19 protein-coding genes are annotated in these 26,041 nt (G+C 61.1%); 10 read left to right on the top strand and 9 right to left on the bottom strand.

What is annotated here, in order from left to right:
* Positions 1-15: 15 nt before the first annotated feature.
* On the bottom strand, positions 16-1,359 hold the full coding sequence (locus tag HYT87_10850; GenBank protein MBI2060257.1) for an ion transporter: 1,344 nt from the start codon (positions 1,357-1,359) through the stop codon (positions 16-18).
* Between the two features lie 82 nt (positions 1,360-1,441).
* On the opposite strand from HYT87_10850, the gene HYT87_10845 reads away from it, so the two are divergent.
* Both HYT87_10845 and HYT87_10840 read left to right on the top strand, forming a co-directional pair.
* Positions 1,442-2,752, top strand: coding sequence for an MFS transporter (locus tag HYT87_10845; protein ID MBI2060256.1), 1,311 nt, complete (start codon positions 1,442-1,444; stop codon positions 2,750-2,752).
* A 5-nt stretch (positions 2,753-2,757) separates the two neighbouring features.
* Positions 2,758-4,380, top strand: coding sequence for a hypothetical protein (locus HYT87_10840; protein MBI2060255.1), 1,623 nt, complete (start codon positions 2,758-2,760; stop codon positions 4,378-4,380).
* Positions 4,381-4,487: 107 nt separating this feature from the next.
* Here the strand turns inward: HYT87_10840 and HYT87_10835 are convergent, their stop codons facing one another.
* The 5 genes from HYT87_10835 to tadA all read right to left on the bottom strand — a co-directional run bounded on the left by HYT87_10835 (position 4,488) and on the right by tadA (position 11,005).
* Positions 4,488-5,885: a sigma-54-dependent Fis family transcriptional regulator gene (locus tag HYT87_10835; protein MBI2060254.1), complete on the bottom strand. Its 1,398-nt coding sequence runs from the start codon at positions 5,883-5,885 to the stop codon at positions 4,488-4,490.
* A gap of 32 nt (positions 5,886-5,917) precedes the next feature.
* On the bottom strand, positions 5,918-7,390 hold the full coding sequence (locus HYT87_10830) for a PAS domain S-box protein (protein ID MBI2060253.1): 1,473 nt from the start codon (positions 7,388-7,390) through the stop codon (positions 5,918-5,920).
* The gene (locus tag HYT87_10825) at positions 7,384-7,830 is read right to left on the bottom strand and encodes a hypothetical protein (GenBank protein MBI2060252.1); all 447 of its coding nucleotides are present in this window, start codon (positions 7,828-7,830) and stop codon (positions 7,384-7,386) included. The genes HYT87_10830 and HYT87_10825 overlap by 7 nt, the downstream gene beginning before the upstream one ends.
* 209 nt (positions 7,831-8,039) lie before the next feature.
* The gene (locus tag HYT87_10820) at positions 8,040-9,287 is read right to left on the bottom strand and encodes a type II secretion system F family protein (GenBank protein MBI2060251.1); all 1,248 of its coding nucleotides are present in this window, start codon (positions 9,285-9,287) and stop codon (positions 8,040-8,042) included.
* Between the two features lie 2 nt (positions 9,288-9,289).
* Complete coding sequence (tadA, locus tag HYT87_10815; GenBank protein ID MBI2060250.1) at positions 9,290-11,005, bottom strand: Flp pilus assembly complex ATPase component TadA; 1,716 nt, start codon at positions 11,003-11,005, stop codon at positions 9,290-9,292.
* A gap of 149 nt (positions 11,006-11,154) precedes the next feature.
* Between tadA and HYT87_10810 the strand changes: the two genes are divergently transcribed.
* Both HYT87_10810 and amrA read left to right on the top strand, forming a co-directional pair.
* On the top strand, positions 11,155-12,837 hold the full coding sequence (locus tag HYT87_10810; protein MBI2060249.1) for a hypothetical protein: 1,683 nt from the start codon (positions 11,155-11,157) through the stop codon (positions 12,835-12,837).
* Positions 12,838-12,877: 40 nt separating this feature from the next.
* A complete protein-coding gene (gene amrA, locus HYT87_10805; protein ID MBI2060248.1) occupies positions 12,878-13,426 on the top strand; it encodes an AmmeMemoRadiSam system protein A in 549 nt (182 codons plus the stop codon).
* A gap of 85 nt (positions 13,427-13,511) precedes the next feature.
* Here amrA and HYT87_10800 read toward each other — a convergent pair whose 3' ends face one another.
* Positions 13,512-14,597: a zinc-binding dehydrogenase gene (locus HYT87_10800; GenBank protein MBI2060247.1), complete on the bottom strand. Its 1,086-nt coding sequence runs from the start codon at positions 14,595-14,597 to the stop codon at positions 13,512-13,514.
* A 135-nt stretch (positions 14,598-14,732) separates the two neighbouring features.
* Here HYT87_10800 and HYT87_10795 point away from each other — a divergent pair, with 135 nt between their 5' ends.
* The 4 genes from HYT87_10795 (at position 14,733) to HYT87_10780 (ending at position 19,703) form a co-directional block, all read left to right on the top strand.
* Entirely contained in the window at positions 14,733-15,725 is a 993-nt protein-coding gene (locus HYT87_10795) for a hypothetical protein (GenBank protein MBI2060246.1), read from the top strand.
* A 61-nt stretch (positions 15,726-15,786) separates the two neighbouring features.
* Positions 15,787-17,181 (top strand): sigma-54-dependent Fis family transcriptional regulator, encoded by a 1,395-nt coding sequence (locus tag HYT87_10790; GenBank protein ID MBI2060245.1) that lies wholly within the window; start codon positions 15,787-15,789, stop codon positions 17,179-17,181.
* Positions 17,178-18,950 carry an NAD+ synthase gene (locus HYT87_10785; GenBank protein ID MBI2060244.1) on the top strand — a complete coding sequence of 591 codons (1,773 nt, stop codon included), beginning with the start codon at positions 17,178-17,180 and terminating at the stop codon, positions 18,948-18,950. Before HYT87_10790 ends, HYT87_10785 begins: the two co-directional genes overlap by 4 nt.
* Before the next feature lie 168 nt (positions 18,951-19,118).
* Entirely contained in the window at positions 19,119-19,703 is a 585-nt protein-coding gene (locus HYT87_10780; protein MBI2060243.1) for a metal-dependent hydrolase, read from the top strand.
* Positions 19,704-20,272: 569 nt separating this feature from the next.
* On the opposite strand, the gene HYT87_10775 is transcribed toward HYT87_10780, so the two are convergent.
* Positions 20,273-20,965: a hypothetical protein gene (locus tag HYT87_10775; GenBank protein ID MBI2060242.1), complete on the bottom strand. Its 693-nt coding sequence runs from the start codon at positions 20,963-20,965 to the stop codon at positions 20,273-20,275.
* 5 nt (positions 20,966-20,970) lie between these two features.
* Positions 20,971-22,500, bottom strand: coding sequence for a YifB family Mg chelatase-like AAA ATPase (locus HYT87_10770; protein MBI2060241.1), 1,530 nt, complete (start codon positions 22,498-22,500; stop codon positions 20,971-20,973).
* A gap of 642 nt (positions 22,501-23,142) precedes the next feature.
* Here HYT87_10770 and HYT87_10765 point away from each other — a divergent pair.
* A complete protein-coding gene (locus HYT87_10765) occupies positions 23,143-24,990 on the top strand; it encodes a hypothetical protein (protein MBI2060240.1) in 1,848 nt (615 codons plus the stop codon).
* The gene (locus tag HYT87_10760; GenBank protein ID MBI2060239.1) at positions 24,987-25,976 is read left to right on the top strand and encodes a hypothetical protein; all 990 of its coding nucleotides are present in this window, start codon (positions 24,987-24,989) and stop codon (positions 25,974-25,976) included. The genes HYT87_10765 and HYT87_10760 overlap by 4 nt, the downstream gene beginning before the upstream one ends.
* The last annotated feature ends 65 nt before the right edge of the window (positions 25,977-26,041 follow it).

The following is a 26,041-nucleotide window of genomic DNA, read 5'->3' as shown; positions in this document are numbered from 1 at the left end:
TCAAGGAGAAACGCACTACTTCTTGTCCTTCTGCATCTCCTCCTGACGCTGGCGCGCCAGTTCCCGCATGTGCTTCTCAAAGTCCGGAAATCGACCGAGAACGCGGTCGAAGGTGTCCTTGTCGAGTTCGTAGAGGTCGGTAAATTCGATTGCGCGTATGCTGGCCGTGCGCGGCATGCTGAGGAGGAGGGCGATCTCACCGAAGAAATTTCCCTCCCGCAGGGTTGCGTAGATGGTTTTCCCGTCCTCTGAGGTCACTTCCACCCCTCCACGGCTGATGAAGTACATGTTGTAGCCGATATCTCCTTTGCGAAAGACAAACTCGGATGGGGAAAACACCACCGGCTTCAGGTTGAGCACGATTTCACGAACGAAATCCGGAGTGGCGCCTTTGAAGATGGGGACCTTCTCGATCATGCTCCGGTTGAGGAAAAGCAGAATTTCCGTGCGGAGCGGAGTGGGGAAATCGTTGACGATGGAAAATTCGTCATACCCCCGGCGCGATTCCCACAGGTAGTTGTAGTATTCACGGACCCGATCCTGCGTTTCCGGGGGAACGGCCTTGTACCGCATGAAGGTCTCGATTTTCTCCATGCGCTCGCGGAACTGGGACTTGGCAATGTCGATGTTGGCGATCAGGTTGGCAATGTTACCGATGACGAAGCCGTACATGCCGGCGCCCATCAACTGGATGATCATGGTGAAGACGGTCTGGCGGTTGTTGACGGGCGTTATATCCCCATAGCCGATCGTGGTGAGCGTGGTGGTCACCCAGTAGAGAGCCCGGACGTAGTTTCGGAGATTGTCCGTCGGAGCGTAGTCGGTGTTCGTATTGACGGCGTTTCCCGAGCCGAAGTAGATCCAGAGGCAGGCCACGAAGTGGGACGTCATCAGGATCCAAAACACGAGATAAAACATTCGAAGAATGGCGGGGTTGATCGAACTCCCCCGGCCCCATTTGCTTAGAAAGGCCGCCAGCCGTGTCAGCCGAAGCAGACGGGTGATGCGGAGGAGACGCAGGATTCGATTGGAACCCGCGGCCGCGACACCGGAAAACAGAAGGTCGAATGGTACGGCAGAAAGGAAATCAACCACAAACCACCCGCGCAGGTAGCGCCCGGCGATCACCTTGGGATCGGAAATGAGTTTCTTCTTGTCGTACTGCTGAGTCAGAAAGTTGACAACGACGTCTGCCAAGAAGATGAGCGTGACGACGTAGTCGTAGGGAACCAACCAGCCCTTGAGGGGATAGTTCAGCGTGATCCGCAAGGGGATTTCAACCGAGGAGACGACGGTGGCGACAATCACGACGAAGTCCCACCGCTGCCTGAATTTTCCGTCGGGGTGTATCAGCGCCATCGGTGTGGGACTCCCATGCCGGACCGATTCTAGCCGAGTGGCCAAGCGCTGCAAGGGATTTGTGATATCCTGCCACCCAGTCATGGGCACCCCCTTCGGCCGCTCCCTCCGGCCCCGGTTGCACCGTGTCATTCTCGCCACCGGCTGGGTGAGTCTTTTCACGGACCTGGGCAGCGAAATGATCTACCCCATCCTTCCTCTGTTCATCACGGTCCATCTCGGCGCCGGAAAACTCGTGGTGGGGATCATCGAAGGGCTGGCCGAGGGCATTCCGCTCATGGTCCGCTATTTCGCCGGCCACCTCTCGGATCGCGTTCGCAGCCGCGTCCCCATCATCCTCGGTGGCTATGGCGTTTCCTCGGTTGCCAAGCCGCTGATCGGTCTGGCTGCGACCGTGCCCCAGGTGCTGGGACTCCGACTGATCGACAAAATCGGAAAGGGATTTCGGGGGGCGCCTCGGGATGCACTGGTGTCCGATCTGGCGGACGCGGATTCCCGCGGGCGGGCCTTCGGCTACACGCGGGCCATGGACCACTTGGGCGCCGTGGGTGGCGGTCTTCTGGCCTTTCTGCTGTTGAGCATTCTGAAAATGGACGTGGCCGGTGTGATCAAGGCGTCCGCGATCCCCGGAGTGCTCGCGCTGTTTATCATCCTGCTATTTGTCCGGGAAAATTCGGACCGCCTGCGCAGGGGCGACGCATCCGTAGAGCACCCCCCATCCCTACCTTCCCCCTCAAGCGGGGAAGGGAAAGGAGAATCGCACCGTCTCCCTGTATTCCCCCCAGGCCGTCCTCGGCCAGGGGGCGCGGGTGGGGGTGAGAAAGCGGCTTGGCGATTCCCCGATCCTCTGAAGTGGTACGTTCCATGCCTTTTCTTCTTCGCGCTCGCGGGATCGACCGATGCCTTCCTGCTGCTTCGCGCCCGAGAGCTGGGTTTCAAGGATGCGCACCTTCCGCTCCTCTGGGCGGGCCTGCACCTTGTCAAGGCCGCCACGAACCTTTGGGGCGGCCGTCTGTCCGACCGATGGGGCCGTCGCCGACTTCTCGTGGTGGGGTGGTTCCTCTACGGATCCGTGTACGCGGGGTTCGCCGTGGCGGATGGTCCCGGTGCTGTACTGGGTCTTCTTGTGCTGTACGGTTTCTTCTTCGGACTGACGGAAGGAGCGAGCCGTGCCGTTGTGGCGGATTGGGTCCCGCCGAACCATCGGGGCCGTGCCTTCGGCTGGATCGGCGCCGTGGAGGGAGCGGGTCTGATCCTGGCGAGTCTTCTTGGGGGGTACCTTTGGGACACGACTCAAACTGCCCGTTGGACTTTTGCCGTCGGTTCCTTTTTCAGCCTGGTGGCGGCGCTCGGCTGGGTGGCCACACTGCGAATCAAGGGGAGGCCGACCTGATTCCCGTGGAGCGGATGTTTCTGTGGTTTTCCGGCCTCACGGCGATGGTCGGGATCACGGCGGGGGCCCTCGCGCTCCTCGGCTGGATCCTCGATTCCGAAATTCTCAAGAGCGTCGTCCCCGGATTCGTGGCCATGAATCCGATGACGGCGGTGGCCTTCGGACTTGTCGGGACTGCGCTTCTCCTTGCCGGCGCGGAATCTTGCACCGGCCGCCGGCGGAGCTTCGTCGCCATCCTTGCCGGCGGAACGATTCTAATCGCGGTCATGAAGGTCATGAATCTCCTGGGGATGGATTTTGGGATCGATCAGGTTCTGTTCACGGACAAACTGGCGGCCTACACCCTGCCGAACCGGATGGCTCCGAACACCGCCATGAACTTCCTTCTCCAGGGGATGGCCTTGCTCTTCATCGACATTGAAACGCGGCGCGGCCGGAGGCCGGCCCAGGCGCTGCCTCTGCTCTCCGGGCTTGTTTCCACTCTGGCCGTGGTGGGATACGCATACGGCGTTCGTGGGATGTACGGGATTACTTCCTACATTCCGATGGCCCTGAACACGGCGGTGGCCTTTCTGCTCTTGGATGCGGGAATCCTATGCGCCAGGCCGAATCGCGGGATCATGAGAAGAATTTCGAGCTCCTCCGAGGAGGGGGTGATGGCCCGACGTCTCCTTATCGGGTCCTTTCTCGTTCCCCTCCTTCTGGGACGGGCGGTTCGGACCGGCGCGAGGGCCGGCTGGTACGACTGGCATTTCGGACTCGGTCTGGTGGTGGTGGCGAGTGTCATTGTGCTTGGGGCGTTAGTGTGGTGGACAGCCGGTACGGTCAGGCGTCTCCGATTGGAGCGCGAGAAAGTCGCGGAGGACCTGATCCGGAAATCGCGCGAGTTGGAGGCGGTGAACGCCGAACTGGAGAGTTTCAGCTACTCCGTTTCCCACGACCTCCAAGCGCCGCTACGTCACGTGCGGGAATTCGTAAGCCTCCTGCAGGAGGCATTGCCCGAAGAATCGACGCCCGACACCCGGCGGTATATGAGGGTCATTGCCGAAGGGGCCGATCGCATGAAGCAGCTCATTGCCGACCTGCTTGAGTTCTCCCGGATGGGACGAACGGAGATGAGGAGGGCAGGTGTTCGGCTGGATGCGCTTGCACGAGAGGTCATCGGTGAATTGAGCGCCGGCGCCCTGAATCGCTCGATCGAATGGAAGGTGGATGCCGTGCCGATGGTGGAGGCGGATGCTGAAATGATTCGGGTGGTCCTGACGAACTTGCTGGGGAACGCCGTGAAATTCACCGCCGCGAAGGAGCGTGCCGTCGTAGAGTTGGGATGTCGGGCAGGGCAAGCTGAGCTTGTCTTCCATGTGCGCGACAACGGCGCCGGCTTCGACATGAAGTACGCGGACCGACTTTTCGGGGTGTTTCAGAGACTCCACAAGGTGGAGGAATTTCCCGGGTTGGGGATCGGATTGGCGCTTGTGCGAAGAATCATCCATCGGCATGGCGGGCGGGTGTGGACTGAGGGAACGGTGGGTGAGGGGGCGACGTTCTACTTCACGCTGCCGCGGAGGCCCGATCACGCGGACGCAGGCATAAAGCCTGCGCCTACCGGGGATTCACGTTCTTGGTAGCCGCGGGCCATGTTACATGCCGCACCATCCGTGGTGCGGCGACATATCATGGTCCCATACCCTCCGTGGCATGGGGCTTCAGCCCGCGTCCCTACATCCGATCTCCCCTACTCCGTGTCCGTCGCGATCGCGTACTTCTTCATCTTGTTGTGGAGGCTCTTGCGCGAGATGCCGAGTTCGTCCGCTGTGCGGGTGCGGCTCCAGCGGTTGCGTTCCAGGGCCTGAAGGATCATCTCTTTCTCAGCGTCCCCGGTGATGCCGTCCAATTTCTCGAACAGCGTTCGCCCCTCCGGTTTCTTCTCCGAGGGCGGGGCGAGGAAAGGCTGGACGTCTCTCGGCTGAATTTCGTTTCGATCCGTCAACACCACGAGCTTCTGGATCACATTCTCGAGTTCGCGGACATTCCCCGGCCATAGGTGGGCGAGGAGCAGGTCCATCGCCGACGGTGTGATCCTCTCGATGGACTCGCGCGCGAGCCGGACCCTGTAGAGGGACAGGAAGTGATTGACGATGTCCGGGATGTCCTCCGTGCGATCCCGGAGGGGCGGAAGATGAATGGCAATGACGTTCAGGCGCCAGTAGAGGTCATCGCGGAATTCGCCCTCTTGGACCCGTTTTCGAAGATCCTGATTGGTGGCGGCGACGACACGGACGTCCGCCCGGATGGGGTCGACGCCGCCGATCCGTTCGAACTCCCGTTCCTGCAGGAAACGGAGGAGCTTGGCCTGCATGGCCGGGCCCATGTCTCCGATTTCGTCGAGGAACAGCGTGCCTCCAGAGGCATGTTCAATCTTTCCTTTTTTCTGTTGTAACGCGCCGGTGAACGAGCCTTTTTCATGACCGAAGAGCTCTTCCTCCAGAAGATTCTCGGGGATGGCGGCGCAGTTGACGGCTGCGAAGGGGCGCGACCGCCGGAGTCCGGATTCGTGGATGATCCGCGCGACCAGCTCCTTCCCCGTGCCGGACTCCCCGGTGACGAGCACGGTCACGTCGTTGTCGCTCACGCGCTTGACGAGATCCATGACGTCCCGCACCTTCGGGCTCGTCCCAATCAGCCGCGTCTGCCCCTTGAAGGCTTCCACTTCCTTCTTGTACAGCTCCATGTCCTTTCGAAGCCGGATCCGCTCCGCGGCCCGTCCCACCACGATCCGCATCTCGTTGAGGTCGAAGGGTTTGGTGAAATAGTCGTAGGCCCCGCGCCGGATGGACTCCATGGCGATGTCCCGCGAATCGTAAGCGGTCATCAGGATGACGACGAGTTCAGGATCGATCTCCTTCGCCTTCTTGAGTACGTCGAGCCCGCTGATCTGCGGCATTCGGACGTCCAACAGCGCGATGCCGAATCCGCCGTTCCCGCTCAGCTTGCGGAGAGCCTCCTCGCCGTTCACCGCCACGTCGTAGGGATATCCATCCTTCGACAGCGCCTCGGCGATAAAGAACCGCATGCTCTCGTCATCGTCGATGACCAGAATTCTGGGCCGGTCCGTTTCCGAGCGCTCAACCATGAGTGTCCATCCTGGTGTGTCCGCCTTCTTGTCTAACTCTTTGAGGCCGGAAGCTCAACGACAAAACCGGTCTCCCGGTTCTCACTATAGGCCCGGAGGCTCCCGCGGTTCTCTTGAATGATGTGGTGGGTGACGGACAGGCCGAGTCCCGTACCGTTCTCCTTGGTGGTGAAGAACGGGTCGAAAATGTGTTCGAGCTGATCGGGAGAGATATGGGAATTGGTGTTGACGATGCTCACCCGGACGAATTCTCCATTGCCGCGGCCGGGTTCGGGGGTCAGCGTGGTGACGCGGATTTCACCCTCTCCCTCGATGGCTTGGCATGCATTGAGAAGAATGTTGAGGAACGCCTGGACCAGGCGGTCGGAATCGACGGAAACCGGCGGTAGGTCGGCGGCCAGGTCCTCGACCATGCGGATATTTTTCTTGAGACGCTCGAATTCGCACAGTTGAAGGGCGCGTCGAAGCAGGGTGTTGACATCCACGTCCGTCCGGAGGGAATCCGAGGGCCGCGCAAAACTCAGGAGGCTTTCCACCACGCGGTTCAAGCGGTCCGTTTCCTGGGCGATGACTTCCGCGTACCGTTTTTGCGAGGAGCCCTCGAGACTCTCGCGGAGAAGCTGGGCCAGCCCACGAATGGACCCCAAGGGATTCCGGATCTCATGCGCCACGCCCGCGGCCAGGGTACCGAGCGACGCGAGCTTCTCCGTCCGCCGGAGGTGTTCATGGAAGTCGCGGATCTCCGAGAGGTTCTTGATCGCGGCCATCACACCGATCTGGATGCCGTTTTGGTCGCGGAGAAGAGAGGTGGAAAGGTTCAGCGTGACCTGGCGCCCGTCCGGCCTGGCGACGATGACCTCCTGCTCTCCATGGGGCGTTTTGGACTGGATGGCCCCGCGGATGACTTTGACCAGTTCGCGATAGTTCCCGAGCGGCCGAAAGGCCTCCTCGATGGCATGGCCGACGAGATCCTCCGCCTTCATGCCGAGGATGATTTCCATGGCCGGGTTGGAGGTGGTGACCACGCCTTCGCTGTTCACCACGAACACGCCGCCCCGGCTGCTTTCGAGAATGTAGCGGTTGAGGGAGAGGATCATCCGGTCGAAACTGGCCCCGAGTCCGCCCAACTCGTCGGACCGGTCCATACCGGCCTCGACCGTGAGATCGCCCAGCGCCACCTTCCGCAGATTCTCCATCATCCGGCGTATGGGTTTCACGACATAGAAGGCCAGCAGGGGAATGGAAATCAGGGCCACGACGGCGCCGGAGAGCATGAGGAATCGGAGCATCTTGAGAAGTTCCACGATCTGATCCACGCGCGGGGCGGAGTAGATCTCGTCCACCCGGGTGGGGATGAAACTGACCAACCAGTTATAGACGATGATCGTGGGAGCCACGGTCACGAGAGCCAGGAAAATGGGCGCAAAGACCAGAAGGCTGAGCTGCACCTTACGGGTGGAGAACTCCCGGATGAACCGAAACGTTTCGGCGGCGCGGGTCACCATCTTGTGTACTCCTCGGTAGTGGTATAAAGCCGGCCCGATTCCGGATCAAAAACGTAGGGGTTTCCGAAGGGGTCGAGGATATTCCCCGCCTCGTCAATTCCCATTTCCTGAATCACGTCGAGGGAAATGAGGCTTCTCAGCCTCAGTCGGGCCGGCTCGGCCGTGACGGCGCCCAGCCGCACATCCCGCCGGAACGGCTCGACAAATCCTCTTTCATGAACCTCTCGGAGAGACAACGGAACCCGGCTGTTCATGAAAGAAAAAAGAGAGATGGCGGCCCTCAGGTTGCGCAGTTCCCATTTCAAGGCCGTTTCACGAACCCGCCGGTCGACCCGCTGGATCTCGAATCCCGTGCCGCCCATCAGAAGGCTGATGAGGGTGACGACCAGCAGGCTTTCGAAGATCGTCCGACCGGACGTGGAGCCCAACGTCACGCTCATGGCCCTCTTCTCGGATCGCGGTCTTCGTGACCGCCGTCAAATGTCGTGAGGGCCGTTCGCTTCACGCTCACGGCCCTTTCCGCCCATCGCGGTCTTCGTGACCGCCGTCAAATGTCGTGAGGGCCGTTCGCTTCACGCTCACGGCCCTTTCCGCCCATCGCGGTCTTCGTGACCGCCGCAAAATGTCGAAAGGGCCATTCGCATCACGCTCATGGAACACCCGGCGCTCCTCCGCCCGTATTCACAAACGATATCATCTGCCACATGGGAAGGAACATGGCCAGGGCCAGGAATCCGACGATGGCGAAGAGTCCGAGCAGGAGAGCGGGCTCCAAAAGCGTCGTCAGCGTTCGGATCGAATGGTCGATCTCGCTGTCGTAGTAGTCCGCGGCCTTCTGAAGCATTCGGTCCAGGGTCCCGGCTTCCTCACCCACCCCGATCATCTGCTGGATCATCGGTGTGAACCCCTTGGCTCTTTCGATGGATTCCAGCAGCGTTTTCCCTTCGATGAGGGACTGCCGCGTATGGAGAACTTCTCGAGCGATGAAAGCGTTGCCCAACGCCCGTGATGAGATCTCCAGGGCCTGCAGGATCGGCATGCCGCTCCGGTAAAGACTGCCGAAGATCCGGCTGAATCGCGCCATGGCCACCCTTTCGAAAATCGATCCGAAGATCCAAACCTTCAACCGGAGTCGGTCCACGAGGTAACGCCCCGCCGGCAGCGTGAGAAGGATCCGCCAGGAAGCGTAGGCCGAACCCAACACCACGGCGGCGAGGTACCAGTAAGCAATGAAGGCGTCCGAGATTCCCACCAAGATGCGAGTGGGCAGGGGAAGGACCGCGTTCGCGCCTCCCAGTTGGCGGTACAGGGCCTGCAACTTGGGTATCAGGAAGTACACGACCACCCCGCCGCCGAGGATGGCCGCCACCAGAACCATCTTGGGGTAGAGCGTCGCCGAGCGAACCTTGCTGTCCAGATCGAGCTCCCGCTCGGCCATCTGGCCGATTCGGTCGAGCACTTCCTCCAGGACACCGCCGGCCTCACCGGCCGAGACCATGTTGATGACCACCTCGTTAAAGACGCCGGGGTGACGGGCGAGAGCGTTGGCGAAGCTCATGCCCTCCTGAATGTCTTTCCCGACCTGGACCAGGACCTTCTGGAGTCGGGGATTCTCTGTTTGCTTCTTCGCGGTCTCCAACATGCGTGTGAACGAGACCCCGGCGCCATACATGGCGGCCAGCTGGCGGTAGAGAACGATCCGGTCCCGGGGTTTGATGCGCTTGAAGACCCGATCCAGAAACGCGTCCAGTTTCTTCGGCCTTCGCTCCTCGATGCGAACGGGAATGAGGTTGTCTCTGGCCAGTCGGGCCTCGACTTGATCCTGGGTGTCGGCCTCGAGCGTACCGATAATGAGCTCGCCGACGCGGCTGCGTGCCCGATACGCATAGGTGGACACCCTCAGATCTCCACGTCCCGGGTCACGCGGACGATTTCTTCCAACGTGGTCCTGCCCGCCACCACGAGCTCCAGACCGTTCTGGCGCAGGGATCGGAAGCCTTCCGTCTGGGCGGCGGCGGCAATTTGTTCAAGGTCTTCTCGATGCAAAATGCTCTTCCGAACGGCGGGCCCCATACGCATCAATTCAAATACGGCCAACCGGCCGCGATAGCCCGTTCCACGGCAATTGGAGCAACCGGCGCCGCGGAAGAAGTGCGATGCGTTCTCGGGCATCCATTCGAAATTCGCCAGAACCGCCGGCTCCGGCGCATGCGGCTGCTTGCAGTCCGGGCAGACCTGGCGCACAAGCCTTTGGCCTAGAACGCCGAGGAGGGAGGATGAAATCAGGTACGGCTCGACGCCCATTTCGACGAGGCGGCTGACCGCGCCGGGGGCGGAATTGGTGTGGAGCGTGGTGAGGACCAAGTGCCCCGTAAGAGCCGCCTGGATGGAAATCTCCGCCGTTTCACGGTCGCGGATCTCGCCGACCATGATGACATCCGGATCCTGCCGGAGAATGGAGCGCAGTGCAGTGGCGAACGTCAGATTCGCGCGAGGATTGATGGGGATTTGGTTGACGTTCGGGAGCTGATACTCCACGGGATCTTCCACCGTCACGATGTTCTTTTCCGCGGCGTTCATGCAGTTGAGCACGGCGTACAAGGTGGTGGTTTTTCCGGAGCCCGTCGGGCCCGAAACGACGAACAGGCCGTAGGGGTTCTGAATGGCTTTCTCAACCTGGGCGCGCGTGTCGCCTTCCATGGGAAGGTCTTCGAGCTGTATCCTCCGCCGGCTTTTCTCCAGAATCCTCAGTTCGGCCTTCTCCCCGTGCAGGAGGGGAATGGAAGAGACACGCACGTCGATCTGGTGATCCCCGATCTTCGCCTCGAACCGCCCGTCCTGGGGAACGCGTTTTTCGGCGATGTCCATCCCGCCCATGATCTTGATGCGCGAGACCACACCCATATGGACCTTGAGGGGAAGCTGGTACAGCTTGTAGAGAACTCCATCGATTCGCATCCGAACGAGGAAGGCTTCGGATTGCGGTTCCAGATGGATGTCGCTCGCCCGCTGCTGGACGGCGACGTATAGGATCGTATTGACCAGTTTGACAATGGAAGTGTCCGAAGCCACCTTTTCCAACGTGGCCGGGCTCTCCGATTCCTGGGCGAGAAGTTCCAGACCGGCCAGGTCGATCTCGTCCAGGACGCTCTTCACCGACTGCTCGGCGGCGTATACCCGGTCCAACACCCGCAGGATCTCCGCCTTGGAACAGACGACCGGCTGCACCTTGTGGCGGGTGATCATCTTGACCTGGTCCAGGGCAAAGATGTTCAGGGGATCGGCCATTCCGAGCATCAGGTCCTGCGGGCCGCTCTCGACGGGCACGATCGTGTGTCGGCGAGCCACGGCTTCGGGAATGAGTTTGACCGTTTCCGAAGCGATGTCTTTGCCTTCCAGCCGGACGTACGTCATGGTGAATTGCCGGGCGAGGGCTTGCGCGATCTGTTCCTCGCTGACCAGCCCCTTTCGGAGGAGGATTTCTCCCACGCGGACGTTCTGCTTCCGACTCTCCTCGAGCGCATGATCGAGATCCCTTCTGGACACGAGGCCCATGTCCACGATGATGTCGCTCAAGAGTTGCCGGGAGGGACGGCGCGTCGTGGTGGGCGGCATGGCGATGCTTCTATTATACGTTTGCGCCGATGAACGCGTCAATTTCACGAAACGCCCTATGGAGGCTAAACCTCGATAGCGGCTATCGAGGTTTAGCCTCGGGACCTGCGTGTTGAGTTGCACAACGGGTGCCGCTAAGATCGTCCCCCATGGGAATTTCCATTTTGCGGAAGGTGGTGGCCGACGGGCTCCGGCTCGTGAAGAAGGAGAAGGGCCTGGTTGCCGGAGAAGTGTTTGCCTCGGAAAATCTCGCCCACACGGCCCGGCTGCACTACGCCTCGCACCTCCCGTGCAATGGCGTGGAGGAGCCCAAGACGTACGAGTTCCGCGGGTTGGCGGTAAGGATCCTTTTCGAAGAGGGGGGCGTCCGCAAGATCGGCTTCGGCTCCGAGGCGTCCGATTTCACTCAGCGCGGGGTGAAGAGGGCTTTGGAAAAAGCCCGGCGCAATGCCGTAGCCGATCCGGCCTTCCACGGATTTCCAGCGTGGGCGAAGAAAAGGTCTGCGAAGGCCCGCTACCACGACCCGGCACTGTCGCGCCTATCGGACAAGACCCTCGTCGACCTCGGCTGGAAGGTGGTGCGAGGCGGGATCGAGGGGTTCTCCCGTTCCGAGGCGCTGAAAGCCCGGTCCGGCGTGATGCCGGCCGCACTTTCGACCGGTTCGGAGGACAGGCCATGGTCCATGCCGTGCCGTCCATGGCACGGCGACATATCATGGCCCCATACCGTCCTCGGCAAGGGGACGTCCGCGATCGTGGGGAAAGTGCGAGCCGGGAGTATCCGGGACGTGCGGGATCTGGGGCTGATCCTCAGTGGAGATGTTTCGGCGGTGACCGAGCGGATGGCGTTGGCCCGCACCGACGCGACGGGGATTCTCTCCGATGAAACCACGTTGCTCATGGCCTACGTGACCGCCATGGTCGAATCGGACAACGCGAAAGGCACGTGCACCTTTGCCGGCCCGGAGCTGCGCGGATTCTCCGGCCGTGTTGGATTTCAAGCCGCGGAGAACGCCATCCGGTGCATGGGGGGGGAGCGGATTTCGTCGGGGGAGTACCGCGTGATCTTGGGCCCGCAGGCGATGGCGGACATGCTCAACAATCTGGTGGTGCCGGCGGTGACCGCAGGGACGTTCTTTGCAGGAAGCTCCCCCTTCCAAGGGCGGATGGACCAGAGGGTCGCCTCGGAACTTCTCACGTTGGTGGACGATGGCTCTCGTATGGGACACATGGGAACCAAGGCGCTCACGTGCGAGGGCATATCCACGGGGAAGACGGAACTCATCGTTCGCGGGGTCCTCCGGGGAATTCTGGGGTCGCACCACGAGGGCACCAAGCTGTTGAAGGACCCGGAGGTGAAGTCCAAGCTCGGCGTTCCCGCTGAAACGCTCGCTTCACGGCAGTTGTTCAGAAACGGGTTCCGGTACGGCAACAGCCCCGGACGGCATTTCGCACAGGCGCCGCACACGGCCGCCACCAATGTGCTCGTCGAAGAGGGGGAAAAGGACTTGCCGTCACTGATTCGGGATGTCGATTCCGGCGTCTACATCGGGCGGATCTGGTACACGTATCCGATCAACGGATTGCAGCGGGGCGATTTCACGTCCACCGTCGTGGGCGATTCGTTTCTGATCCGAAACGGCCGGGCGGAGAAACCGCTCCGAGCGAACTGCGTCCGGATCAACGACAATGTCTCGAGTGTTTTGAACGGCATCCGGGCCGTGGGGCGTCCTTCCGAACCGGTGATCATTTGGGCCTCCGACGAAGTCGTCTACTCGCCCCCCGTGCATATCGAGAAACTCCACCTGGAAGAAATCGCCCCGGGGGAATAGCCGCCTTTTCCCTCCGGCTGGAAAGGTCTACACTTTGTTTGTGGGCCTTTCACCGGAGGCTTCGAGAGAACTCTTGCGCCTCTCACGGAGCACGCTGGATCGCTTTGTCCGAACGGGGGAGAAGCCCACTCTTGAGTCGGGCGCACCGGATGTGCCGGGATCGGGTCTCTTTGTCACTCTGCGCCGTTCGGGAGAGTTGAGAGGATGTATCGGATCGCTGGCGCCTCGAAAATCGTTCGTCGAGATGCTTCAGGATCTGACGGTGGCCGCGGCCTCCGAAGATCCCCGGTTTCTGCCCGTCGAGGCGAAGGAATTGGGTGAGATCGAAATCGAGCTTTCCATCTTGACGCCGCTCAGATCGATCAAGGATCTGTCCGAAATTGATATCGGCCGACACGGTCTCTGCGTGATGAAACAGCACAAGCGGGGAGTGCTCCTCCCCCAAGTGCCGGTGGAAAATGGGTGGGACCGCGACACGTTCCTATCGGAAACGTGCCGCAAGGCCGGCCTCCCGTCGGATGCGTGGAAAAAGCCGGGAATGGAGTTCTTCGTTTTCGAATCCGAGAAGATATCCGAAGGGGTGGGCTGAGCACTACACGGTAGGCGCAGGCTTCAGCCTGCGTCCGAAGACGCACCCGTGAAGGGTGCGGCTACCGAGCGCGCATTTGAAGCCTCTATATTTCCAGGACGACCTTGCCGATGACCTCGCGTTCCTCGAGGATTCGGTGCGCCTCGCGGGCCTGTTCGAGTGGAAGGGTCTTGTAAATCACGGGCTTGATCCGCCCCCGCCCGACGTAATCCACGAGTTGCCGGAATTCGGTCGACGACCCCATGGTGGATCCGAGGATCGAGAGCCGCCGGAAAAAAACGTGGCGCAGATCGGTCTTCCCTTCGTGGCCGCTCGATGCGCCGCAAATGACCAGCCGCCCGCCTTTGGCAAGGATGGGAATGTAGTCTTCCCATTTCGACTGGCCGACGTGGTCTAGGATGACATCCACCCCGCGGCGATTCGTAATCTTCTTCACCTCCCGAGACCATTCCGGCTTGGAGTAGTCCACGAGAACATCGGCGCCGAGTTCCCTGGCTTTCGCGAGTTTCTCCTTGGAGGAGGCCGCGGCAATGACCTGCGCTCCGAAGATTTTGGCGATCTGGATCGCGCCCGTGCTGACGCCGCTCGCGGCCGCCGTCACCAGTACCCACTCGTCCGGCTGCACGCGTGCCCGGTTCACCACCATGTGCCACGCTGTGAGATACGCAACGGGAATACAGGCGGCCTGGACGAAACTCAGCGTGTCCGGAATCGCCACCAGATTGCGCACGGGCACCTTGATCTTTTCGGTGTATCCACCCGATACGTGCTCTCCGAAAAGCTTGAACTCCCGGCACATGTCGTCCTGACCGGAAATACACGGGGGGCAATAACCACAAGTCAACCCTGGAAAAAGAACGACGCGTGTCCCCGCGGCGATCCCCGGCGGCGGAGAGACCTGACCCTTCCATTCGCCGTCCTTGGAGCCTTGCGGAAAGGGCGGCGGAGAGCCTTTGATGTCATCCACGATTCCCGCGATGTCCGACCCCAGCACGTGAGGGTAATCGAGCTTCAGGTTCGGCAGGCCCTTTCGCACCCACACGTCCAGATGATTCAGGCCGCACGCTTTTACGCGGACCACCGCCTCTCCGGCCTCCGCCCTCGGTTCCGGCAAGGTGCCCATCTCCAGCGCATCGAGCCCGCCGTGGCGATTGAGAAGTACGGCCTTCACTTTCGACCTCCGATCTTGAATGCTGCAAACACCATGTGTCCCAACCTTGCATGAGTACCGAAGGGTTGGCAAATGCTCTTGGGATTCTGATTTGCTCGCTGTCAGACCGTTCGGGATGCACTATAATGCAGCAACGTGGGTACCTGTGAACCTTCTGCGATTCTGGATAACATCCAGGATGCCGTGCTCGTGGCGGATTCCGGAGGGCATCTCCACTACACGAATCCCGCCGCACAGGAGCTTCTAACGATGATCGGTCGCGAGCGAGCACTGGATGCTCTGAAAGGGATGGCTGCGGAAATCTCCACGCTGCGTTCGGGCCGAAGCGTTCGCGGAATGTGGTGGAACTTCGCTCCCTACACGTTTCTCCTGGACCTTTTTCCGGTGGCGGGACCGGGGGACATTTTCGTGATTCTCATGAGGAACATCACCCGCTTCCGAGCCATGGAAGATGAGTCCCGCCGCGAGGAGACGCTGGTCCTTCTGGCCAAAGTCGCGAGCGAGATCCTGCACGAAATGAAAGGCCCCCTCACGGGAGTAAAAGGGGCGGCCCAGCTCCTGAAAGAAGGGTTCGACCCCGAGCTCGTTCGGATTCTCGAAACGGAAACGAGGCGCCTCGAGGCCATGGTGCTGGAGATGGTGGAATTGTCGAAACCGACGTCGTTCGAATTCAGGGAAACGAACATTCATGAAATGCTCGATGACGCCCTCGGTCTGTTCAGGGGCATGATGAAGGAAAAAGGGATCGACGTAGAACGCCGATTCGATCCCAGCCTGCCCCCGATTCCGGTCGATGCCGAAAAGCTCAAGCGCGCCGTGTCCAACCTCGTGAAGAATGCCATCGAGGCCATGCGCGAACGGGGGAAGATCACACTGTCCACGCGCCTCTCCATGGACTCGGTGTACACGCCGGGACGGAACATGGTTTCGATTCTTATTCAGGACACGGGCCCGGGTCTTCCCGACGGTTTCGAAAACTGGCTCTTCGCCCCCTATCGGTCCTCGAAGGACAAGGGGTTGGGACTGGGACTCGCGATTTCCTATCGGATCATCAAAGAACATCGGGGCCTCCTCCACTATCCGGAGCGAGGCATGTTCGAGATTCTGCTTCCGCTGAGGAGGGCCTGATGGCCTCACCCCCTCTTGGATCTCAAATCTCAAATCTCAAATCTCAAATTGGGGCTGCGGAGTGAGCGCCCGGCTCCTGGTGGTGGACGACGATCCCTCGGCGCGATCGATCATTCGCAAGGCGCTCGCCTCCGAAGGTCTGGACGTTCATGAAGCGACCGGGGCGGACGAGGCGCTTCCTGAGATCCGTAGGCTCAAGCCGGGCGTGGTCCTCCTGGACCTCTTTCTTCCGGAACCGAAGGGGATAGACCTGCTTCGTGAGATCTCGGTCCTTCCGGATCCGCCCTACGTGATTGTGATTACGGGTCACGCGGAGCACACGTTCGTCATGGAAGCGATGCGTTGGGGAGCATACGACTACGTCGTGAAGCCGTTCGACATCGATCGTCTTCGTTCCGTGGTCAAGGATGCCGTGGCGTCCAGCGTCCAGAGGCCGACGGCAAGCGCGGGACGTGGAAGAGAAGCCGTGCCGAAACCGGGGCTTGAGCAGGAATCGGTCATTGGTGTCAGTCCCGCCATGCAGGATGTGTTCAAACTGGCCGGTCGAGCGGCGTCCTCCGAGGAAACGGTCCTCCTCTCGGGTGAAAGCGGAGTCGGCAAGGAGGTGGTGGCCCGCCTGATCCACACACACAGTCACCGAAAGGACGGCCCATTCTTGAGCGTGAATTGCGCCGCGATCCCCGCGGGGCTGGTGGAAGCCGAATTGTTCGGCTACGAGCGCGGAGCGTTTACGGGGGCCGACCGCAGCAAGTCGGGAAAATTTGCGATGGCCCATCGGGGAACGTTGTTCCTGGATGAGGTGGGCGAACTTCCGCTGGATGCGCAAGCCAAGCTCTTGAGGGTGCTCCAAGACAAGGAAGTCACTCCGCTGGGAACCTCCAGAAGCATGAAGGTCGATGCGCGGGTTCTTTGCGCATCGAATACGGACCTGCAGGAGCGCGTTCGGCAGGGCCGCTTCCGCGAGGATTTGTACTATCGGCTTGCCGTGATCGAGATCTCCATCCCGCCGTTGCGTCAGAGACGGCCCGATATTCCCCCCCTCGTCCGAATGTTTACAGAGGAGGCCTTGCGGGAAAACCGTCTCCGAGGCGGCGGTCCGACCGCCGAGGCGATCGATGCCCTTGCCCGCTATGAGTTCCCGGGGAATGTCCGCGAGCTGAAGAACCTGATCAAGAAACTCGTGGCCATTCATCGGGAGCGGCCTATCACGCCGGATTTGCTGCCGGACCAGGTGCAATCGGGCGTTGGAAGACCGGGAGGGGATTGGAGGGTGGGGCTGTCGAGAGAGGTCCAAGAGCGCCTGAAGGCCGGCGAGAGCGGTTTGGCCGATCGATTCAGGGCTGAGCTGGACGACATGCTGATTCGAGAGACGCTGGAGCATACGCGGGGGAACCAGATGAAGGCCGCGGAAATCCTGGGCATCCATCGAAACACGCTGAGAAGGAAACGGACATGAAGAAATCGGCTCAGACTCTTCGGGTGGCCTTGGCGCAGATCAACCCGACCGTGGGCGATCTTGAAGGGAATGCGCGCAAGGTGCGGGACGCCATTCGAAGGGCCGAATCCATGGGGGCCGATGTTCTCCTGACCCCGGAGCTGGTGATGACCGGATATCCCCCGGAGGACTTGCTCTTCAAGAAGAAGTTCGTCGAGTCGAGCCTTGCCGCCGTTTGGAAGGCAGCGCGGGAGACCCGCCGCACGATCGTCCTCATCGGGTGCGTACATCTTCAGGGGCAGAAGCGGTACAACGCGGCGGCCGTGTGTCGTGCCGGAAGCGTCCACGCGGTCTACCACAAGATCCTCCTTCCCAACTATGGGGTGTTCGACGAGAAGCGGTATTTTTCCGAGGGGTCGCAGCCGCTCGTCCTCTCGCTCAACGGGATCCGAGCCGGTGTGACCATTTGTGAGGACCTGTGGAGCCCGGAAGGGCCGTGCAGGGCTCTTTGTGAGAAGGGAAAGGTCGAGCTGCTGCTCAATCTCTCCTCCTCCCCGTACCATGCCGGGAAAGTGCACGAGCGTCTCAAGCTTTTGAAGGGATGGGCGAAGGCGGGGCGCGCCTGGGTACTGTACTGCAATTGCGTGGGCGGCCAGGATGAGCTCGTGTTCGATGGGCACAGTCTGGTGGTGAATCCCTTTGGCCGCGTTGTGGCGCGGGGCCTCCAGTTCGAGGAAGATTTCGTGGTGGTGGATATGGAGTTCGAGTCAAAGCGTCCGTACGGGAGGCCCGGAAGGCTCCGATGCGCCAACTTCAGGCTGGGTGCGCCGATATCCCGCCCGGCTTTGGCGCCGGCCCGGCTCGACGCGCTCGAGGAGGAGGCGGAGATCTACAAAGCGCTGGTGATGGGGACCGGAGACTATGTGCGCAAGAATGGTTTCACCAAGGTCCTCATCGGCCTGAGCGGCGGGATTGATTCGGCTCTGACGGCCGCGATCGCCGCCGATGCGCTCGGTTCCGAAAACGTGGTCGGATTTGCGCTTCCCTCGCGGTTCACTTCGGAGGAGAGTGTGGTGGATGCGAAAGAACTGGCCGATCGGCTCCGGATCGATTTCCGGATCGTTCCCATCGAACCGCCTTTCAAGGCCATGCTGGAAGTGCTCAGCCGGGATTTCGCCGGGCTCCCGCCGTCGGAGGCGGAGGAAAACCTCCAGGCTCGTATCCGGGGAACGCTTTTGATGACCCTCTCGAACAAATTCGGCCGGCTCGTCCTCACCACGGGCAACAAGAGTGAAATCAGCACGGGATACTGCACCTTGTACGGGGACACCGCCGGGGGGTTCGCCGTGATCAAGGACATCCCAAAGACCCTCGTGTACAGGTTGTCACGTTACCGGAATACGATCGGACCGGTGACCCCACCACCCGAAACAGGCCCGACGGGCCGAAAACTCACCGCCGCCTCCGGCGGCGTTTCGGGTAGTGGGGTGATTCCCGATCGGGTGTTGGAAAAGGCGCCCACGGCTGAGCTTCGGGCGAATCAAAAGGATACGGACTCCCTTCCACCCTACGAAGTGCTCGACCCCATTCTGAAGCAATATGTGGAGGAGGATCGGAGCGTGGATGAGATCGCCCGCTCGGGGCAGGACCGAAAGCTGGTTGAGCGGGTGGCCGGGCTGGTGGAGCGGAGCGAGTACAAGAGGCGCCAGGCCGCTCCCGGGGTGAAAATCACGCCGAAGGCGTTCGGGCGGGACCGTCGAATGCCGCTGACGAACCGTTTCCGCGGATGAGGGTCTTTGGGACCCGTCTTGGCTGGGATTGCTTCGGGCCGGGCCAGGACCCCCGACCCTCGCAATGACACCCACGCCAGGTCATTGCGAGCGAAGCCCCGCTGAACGGGGCGAAGCGAAGCAATCTCCCTTCGGGATATCGCTTCACGGCGTTTCCGGAAAACCACAATGACATTGGAGAATAGCGTTACGCCCAGGTGGAGAGGCTTCTTCCTCGATCAGTGCGCCCTGGCGGCCCTTGCGGCGGCCTGCGAACTGTGGAGGTTGAACCTGGTCGCCGTCCCAGGCTATGGCCGGAATGTGATCGAGACCATGGTCTTCGAGGGACTCATGGCCGTTGCGATCAACCGGAGCGTCGCGAGAGCCTTGGGACTCGGCGCGGGGATCTCCATCGCGGTGAGCTACCTCGCGGCCACGGCCATCGATGCCGATCACATCATCGTGGCGGGATCTTTCGACTTCATGAAGGTCATGAATACGGAAACGCCGGTGACGCACAGTCTGGTCTTCGCGGCCGGGTTGGGCCTGGTCGGGTGGGTCGTGACGGGGCGGGCGTCATGGGGATGGATCCTTTTCACAGCCGTCGCCACCCACGTGTTCTGGGACGCCACCGATGCTCCGGAGCCGCGCCTGCCGCTCTGGTGGCCGTTCAGTTGGTATCAGATGCCCCGCGCCTTCGGCTACGTGGGCGTGGAGATGCTTCTCCTGCTTAACGCCGGTTTCGTTCTAAGATCGACTTTTGCCATTTTTTGAAAGGTTTATGTTGGTCATGATGCGTAGGGGGGGGTCTTCAGACCCTCCCGACAAGAGGGAGCAAGTAGGGGGGGGTCTTCAGACCCTCCCGACAAGGGGGAGCAAGTAGGGGGGGGTCTTCAGACCCTCCCGACAAGAGGGAGCAAGTAGGGGAGGGTCTTCAGACCCTCCCGACAAGGGGGAGCATCTGAAGATGCTCCCCTACGAATCGGCATTTGCCATTCTTGAACGGTGTCTGAAGATACCTTCCCATCCGAGCGAGATTCTGAGCGATGAATTTTGAAACGAGACCGGAAAACGGCTCCTGTCTCAAAATTCACGGCGTAGAAATGGCCTTCCCTCGTGAAGTGAGGTTCACACAGCATGGAGAAATGGCAAAAGTCGAGCTCAGAGCCTGTCCCAAAACGTATCGCGGACCCTGACACGTCTTCGAGTGCGGCCGCGGCCCCGAACGAGTTCGGAGCCGGGCGGCAGCGAGGGCCCGCTACGGAGAAGCTGTTTTTCGCCTGTAGCGGAGCCTTTAGGCTCCGCGAAACCCGCTCCGCTTCCGCCGGGTTTTGGGATAGGCTCTAATCCGGCGGCGTGAGCAGATGCCAGAAGGCGCGGTCGAGCGACGCGATCACGCCCGAGGCGGCGAAAATCAGGAGTAGGCTCGCCGGGATCACGATGATCCCAAGGAAAAATCCTCTGAAGGCCCGATCGTCCGACAGTCCATACACCTGTCCATACGCCCGCGTGAAGACCGCGATGTTCCAGGCGAGACACATGGCGAGGGCGGCGTGCGAAGCCGACATCGCCGTCTGCGCGTCGCCGGGCAGCAGCGCGATGAGCGCGGTGAAGACGAAGTAGATGTCGAGTACGCCCATCAGGACGCAGTAACACCTGAACCACCTCCCCAGGCCCCCCTCCTTCGCGTTCAGCCGGTGGACGGCGAGCCGGTGCGAGATCAGGATGAGCGCAAGATCGCAGCAGACCTTGAAGACAAGCAGCAGAAGGAACTCCGCTCCGGCTGAAAGTCGTAGATGCTCATGCGGAGAGATGAACTCTCCAATCCAAAGAACCTTGAGTGAATTGCCGTCGTGGCGCAGGCCGGCCCACATCCACGTGAGGACCTCCACGGCGCTCCAACCGACCAGGAGGAGCCAGGCGACGGGGGTGGACACGTAGTCCTGAGCCTTGAGTTTTCCCAGAGTTTGGAATGGTCGCCAGAGTAAGCCGCTTACGATTGCAGCGGGGCGCAGGTGCGGGGGGGGTGCTTCCATGGGAATCAGTTCAGAAACCGATCCAGCATCCGGTACTGGAGCGTTTCGCTGATATGCGTTCCCCGGATGTGTTCGGCGCCCTCGAGGTCCGCAATCGTCCGGGCCACCTTCAGAATGCGGGTGTAACCGCGGGCGGAGAGATTGAACTTTTCCATGGCCGCTTCGAGGACCCCTTGCGCATCGGCATCCGTTTCGCAGAACCTCTTGATCATCCGGCTGTTCATTTGGGCGTTCGAGTAGATCCTTTTCCCTTTGAAGCGTTCCTTCTGCACGGTACGCGCCTTTTCCACGCGCTCGCGAATGGCGGCCGATGGCTCGCCAGGAGAAAGTCCGCTCAGATCCTTGAAGGCCACCCCAGGGACTTCGATGTGCAGGTCGATGCGATCCATCAGAGGGCCGGACAGCTTCGACCGGTACTTGTGCACCTGGGTGGGCGAACATGTGCACGCCCGGTGCGGATCCAGGAGGAAGCCACAAGGGCAGGGGTTGGAGGCGGCCACGAGCATGAACCTCGAAGGATACGCAACGGACGCGGTGGCGCGCGAAATAACCACGCGATGATCTTCCATCGGCTGTCGGAGGACTTCAAGCACATTCCGCCGGAATTCGGGAAGCTCATCCAGAAAGAGCACGCCGTTGTGGGCAAGGGAGACCTCGCCCGGCTTGGGATTTTGACCGCCGCCCACAAGCCCCGCATCAGAAATCGTGTGGTGGGGGGATCGGAAGGGACGGCGCGTGACGATCGCTTCGCCGTTTTGGAGGAGGCCCATCACGCTGTACACTTTCGTCGTTTCCAAGGCCTCCTCGAATCCCATCTGGGGAAGGATGGTGGGCAGGCGCATCGCGAGCATCGTCTTCCCCGTTCCCGGTGGACCCATCATGAGGACGTTGTGGCCTCCGGCAGCGGCGATTTCGAGGGCTCGCTTGGAGTGGTGCTGTCCGCGGACCTCGTTGAAATCGACCGAATAGTCGGTGGGGGCTTCGGCGAGGGAGGCCGCGCCATGGGGAAGGGGCTGGATCGGCTTCAGCCCGGCGAGAAACTCGACGACTTCAGGGAGGGACCGCGCGGGGATCACATCGATGCCTTTCACGACGGCGGCCTCGGGGCCGTTCTCCACCGGTACGATGACGCCTTTGAAACCTTTCTCGCCCGCCGTGATGGCCATCGGAAGACAGCCCTGAACACGACGCAGCGCGCCATCGAGCGAGAGCTCGCCGATGAGCATGTATTGGGAAAGACCATCGCCTTGGATGGCATCCTGCGCCACGAGCAATCCTAGCGCGATCGGCAGATCGAAGTGCGAGCCTTCCTTCTTCACATCGGCGGGCGCGAGATTGACGGTGATCTTTCGATTGGGGTACTCGTACCCCGAGTTCTTGATGGCCGCTTTCACGCGGTCCTTGCTTTCGCGAACGGCCCCTTCGGCGAGACCGACCGTCGCGAAGTTGGGCAGTCCCAGGGCGAGATCGACTTCAACTTCCACGACAAAGGCATCGATTCCCACTACGGACGCAGAGAGAACCTTGGCCAGCATGCGGTCCCTACCCCTGAAGGCCGTGAGGCGGCAAACCCGGCGAGATCCCCCGTATGGACATGTCGATGCCTGGATTCTAGGCCGCAACGCTTCCAAGTCAAGCGCGTTAGTGGGCTGCTTGACCACATGACCCCATGTCCACATGATTACATTCCTGTGTGGGGTTTCGACTCACGACCTAGTGCGTCTAACGGAATGCCGATTCGTAGGGGAGCATCTTCAGATGCTCCCTCTTGTCGGGAGGGTCTGAAGACCCTCCCCTACGCATTTTGGTAGACGCACTTACAATTCACGAAAGTGTGCCGGCCACGGATGGCCACGCGACATGCACCGCATCCTGCGGTGTCTCCTATCGTGGCACCTGCCGTCCTCGGCGATGGGGTGCGGCACTCGCCCATGAAACGCTGGCCAGGACGGCCGGCGCCTGAGGGGTGTTAATCGCATGGCATGGCGGGGGCTGATGGAACGTCGAATGTTGCACGTGAACGCCGGAGAGAGAAATGTCTTTCGAGTCTTGCGTCACGTGTCACTCTTCTTATGGCCATGAGCCTAAGCGCGGTGTTTCACCTGTCTCCTTCCGGGTGTGGGGGGAAGGACTCTCCTCCGGGCGAAGGTTCGAAGCGGATCGGAGGGGATCAACTCGTGGGTGAATCGGCCCTTGATCCCATGGGGACGAAGGGGATCGATCCCTCCGGCACACTGTTGGCTGGCGTTCCGGCTTGTCCCACTTCCACGCATTACTCCCTTTCTCCTCTTCGATTGAGGGTTCGTGCGGGGGATTTCCTTCGGGTGATGGGTCTGCCGATTGAGAAGTTGGAGGAGGTGTTTACCCTCTGGCAGTCGGATGCCGGTCAGCCGCCGGTGGAGACGGTGCCGGTGGGGGTGGAGGGGTCGGTGACGGCCCACGCGGTCCCCGTTGGACCGGGGAACTATCTGGTGACGCTGGGAGCGCTGACGAAGGAGGGCTGCTCCGTTCGATCGGTTCCTCTTGTGGTTCGGGTGGTCCCGGCCGAGCCTCAGCCTGCTCAGGCGCCGGTGCGGGTTCCGGGAGGTGCGGAGGGTCCCTTCATGCCGACGTCGTTCCACTGCGACCATCGGTTTGAGGTGCATACCCGCGGGGACACGCCCGCGTACCCGGACCCGGTTGGTGGGGGCTGCGTGCCGGGAGAGCCTCGGGTGGTGGACGAAGTGATTCACGTGACGGCGGACCTTGAATCGGATGGGACGCAACGGGGCTGCTTGGAGTGGTCCTTCCATGACAACGCCATGCCGGGGACCGACTACACGTTTTCCGACTGCGCGGATGCGATCAAATATGCCTGTGACGCCGGGGCGGTTGAGGAGACGTCCGTGCATCTTCAGTGGGACGCCTTTGGGGGATTCTGTCACCCGGACGTTGGGACCGGCTATGACTGGTGGTATCACAATGACGTGATTTTGAAGGCTCGCGCTTCATCCGATTTTGCCCCTCCGGGGGGGTGTCCGGGGATGGCGCCGTCCCGGTTGGTTTCCGGGAGGGGGCCTTGGAGAGATCCGGCGGAGGCGGTTTCGGCGTTGATGGTGGTGGCCTATCCTCCGATCGACGTGGAGACGGCGATGTCCTTCACGCCCGCGGTGGAGGAGCAAGGGGTGAGGCTCAACGGGGTGTACCCGACCACTGGGGGAGCGCTGGTGTGCGTGCCGGGAGCGGAGGTGGTTGATCCTCAAAAGGAGGACAGTCCCTATGTTTGTCACGCCGGGGGATCGATGGAATGGGAGTTGCCTCCTGTGGCCGTTGAATTGGAGGTGGAGCGGATGCCGGAGGGGAGGGAGAGTTTGGAGATGGCGGGATTGAGATGGACGAGGGTGGCGTCGGAGGCGAGGCTGAGCAGTATTCAGGGGTACTTGAAGCTGGGACCTCCGACCCTCGCGCCGGAGCGGCCCGAATGGGAGCACGACCTCTTGGCCCCAAGGCGGGCATTCTCCTGTGAAGCCGACAACCCGTGCCAAGCCGATCAGTCCCAATGCGAAAACCGCGTGGCGTGCCTCCAGAAGACGTGGAAGACAGACCCGCCGCAGAAGAATGGGCAGGATTGCCTCCACGGAAATCTGGCGGAATGCGTCAAGAGATTGTCGGGGGATCCGTCGAGCGGCGGGGCCAAGATTGCCTGCCATGATAATTCCGACCCGGAGTGCCCGGGTTTCAGCGGCTGGTCGGGGGGTAATCAGGCCGTTGTATGCAAGGAGCAGGCGGGCAAAAACCGTTGGGAACCCACCTTGCTGCATGAACTGATCCATCTCTGCGTTGAAGAACAGAAGTCGAAGGTGCCAGTCACCGAGATTGGTTCCGAGACGATGGCTGAGACATGCCAAAACGCGTGCTTCGATCCGTGCCCGAACAACGATCCCTCCCAAGCCACCGGGCCTTGCGCTACATACTACACTTGCAGGGAGGACCAGGTACCTCCCGACGAGTGCGATCCGACAAAGTTTCCAAGGTGCGAGCTATGAACCTATCGGCAGTCCTTGTCGTTGCCGCTTCTGCGCTCGTCGGAGAGATAAGTGCAGTTGCACCAACGCTTTCAATTCCCGGCCAGGTGGTCAGAACGGGTGCCCCGTGGGCTCTCACTTTCTCCGTGTTCAATGGGATGGATCGCGAGCTGAACGTCTATGCGCCGCACAATTCATTGTACATGCAAGGATCCAAGAAGTTCGAACTCCATGATTCATTGGGACGTCCACTTGTTTCCAGGTTTAGCGGAGAAATTGCCGAGCCCCGGCAGGCTGCGTTTTGGTACCCGCTTGTCAAGCAGGGCGAGACGTTTAGCCGAACCTATCCCAACGTGGATCGGTTCTTTGGGACCGCTCCCATCTATGATTCCAGCTGCGAGTTTCTCGCAGAGTGCCCCACGATTCCCTCTTTTCCTGCCATGACCTACCGGGCCAGGTGGCTCCTTCGAAACAAGACAATCAATCCCGACATTGTTCCCCCTCTGGGTGATCCGTCGAGGATCTGGATCGGCGAGGTGTGGTCGAACACGCTCATCATTCAGACGACGGAGAAGGAGCCGGTGAAGGTGGAGTTGGATGTGGATCCGGACACGCTGAACTTCAAGAGCGAAGGGAAATGGATTACTGCCTATCTCTCCGCGCCGCAGAATGCCGGCCTGCTTGCGACGACGACGAAATTCCAGGGGACCGTTGCGGCGGACCGTGTGAACTGGGAGGAGGGAGGCGGGAGGTGGGAAGCGAAGTTTCCAAGATCGCTCGTGATTGACCTCCTGAAAGACATCCGCGGCTGGGAACTGGACGGCCTCATGAAAGTCTTCGTCTCGTCCGAGTCCGGCGACCCCGCTGAAACGGGGCAGGGCAAGATGTACTGGGGCGACGACAAGATCCGCATTCTCGAAGATCCCGGAAACGCGCCGCCATCCCCGTCTCCGGGCGGCAAGCTCCCCACCCCTCCTGGATCGCAGAAGAAGGCTCCCCGCAAGTAGCTTTATCACCGGCATTGCGGGGCCGGCATAGTGGTCTTCGGTGTGTGCAAGGTTGAATGGCTTCA

This window comes from Nitrospirota bacterium, assembly GCA_016180645.1.
Taxonomy (GTDB): domain Bacteria; phylum JACPQY01; class JACPQY01; order JACPQY01; family JACPQY01; genus JACPAV01.
Note: the sequence above shows the minus strand (reverse complement) of the source record. Positions and strands in the feature narration are given on the sequence as shown.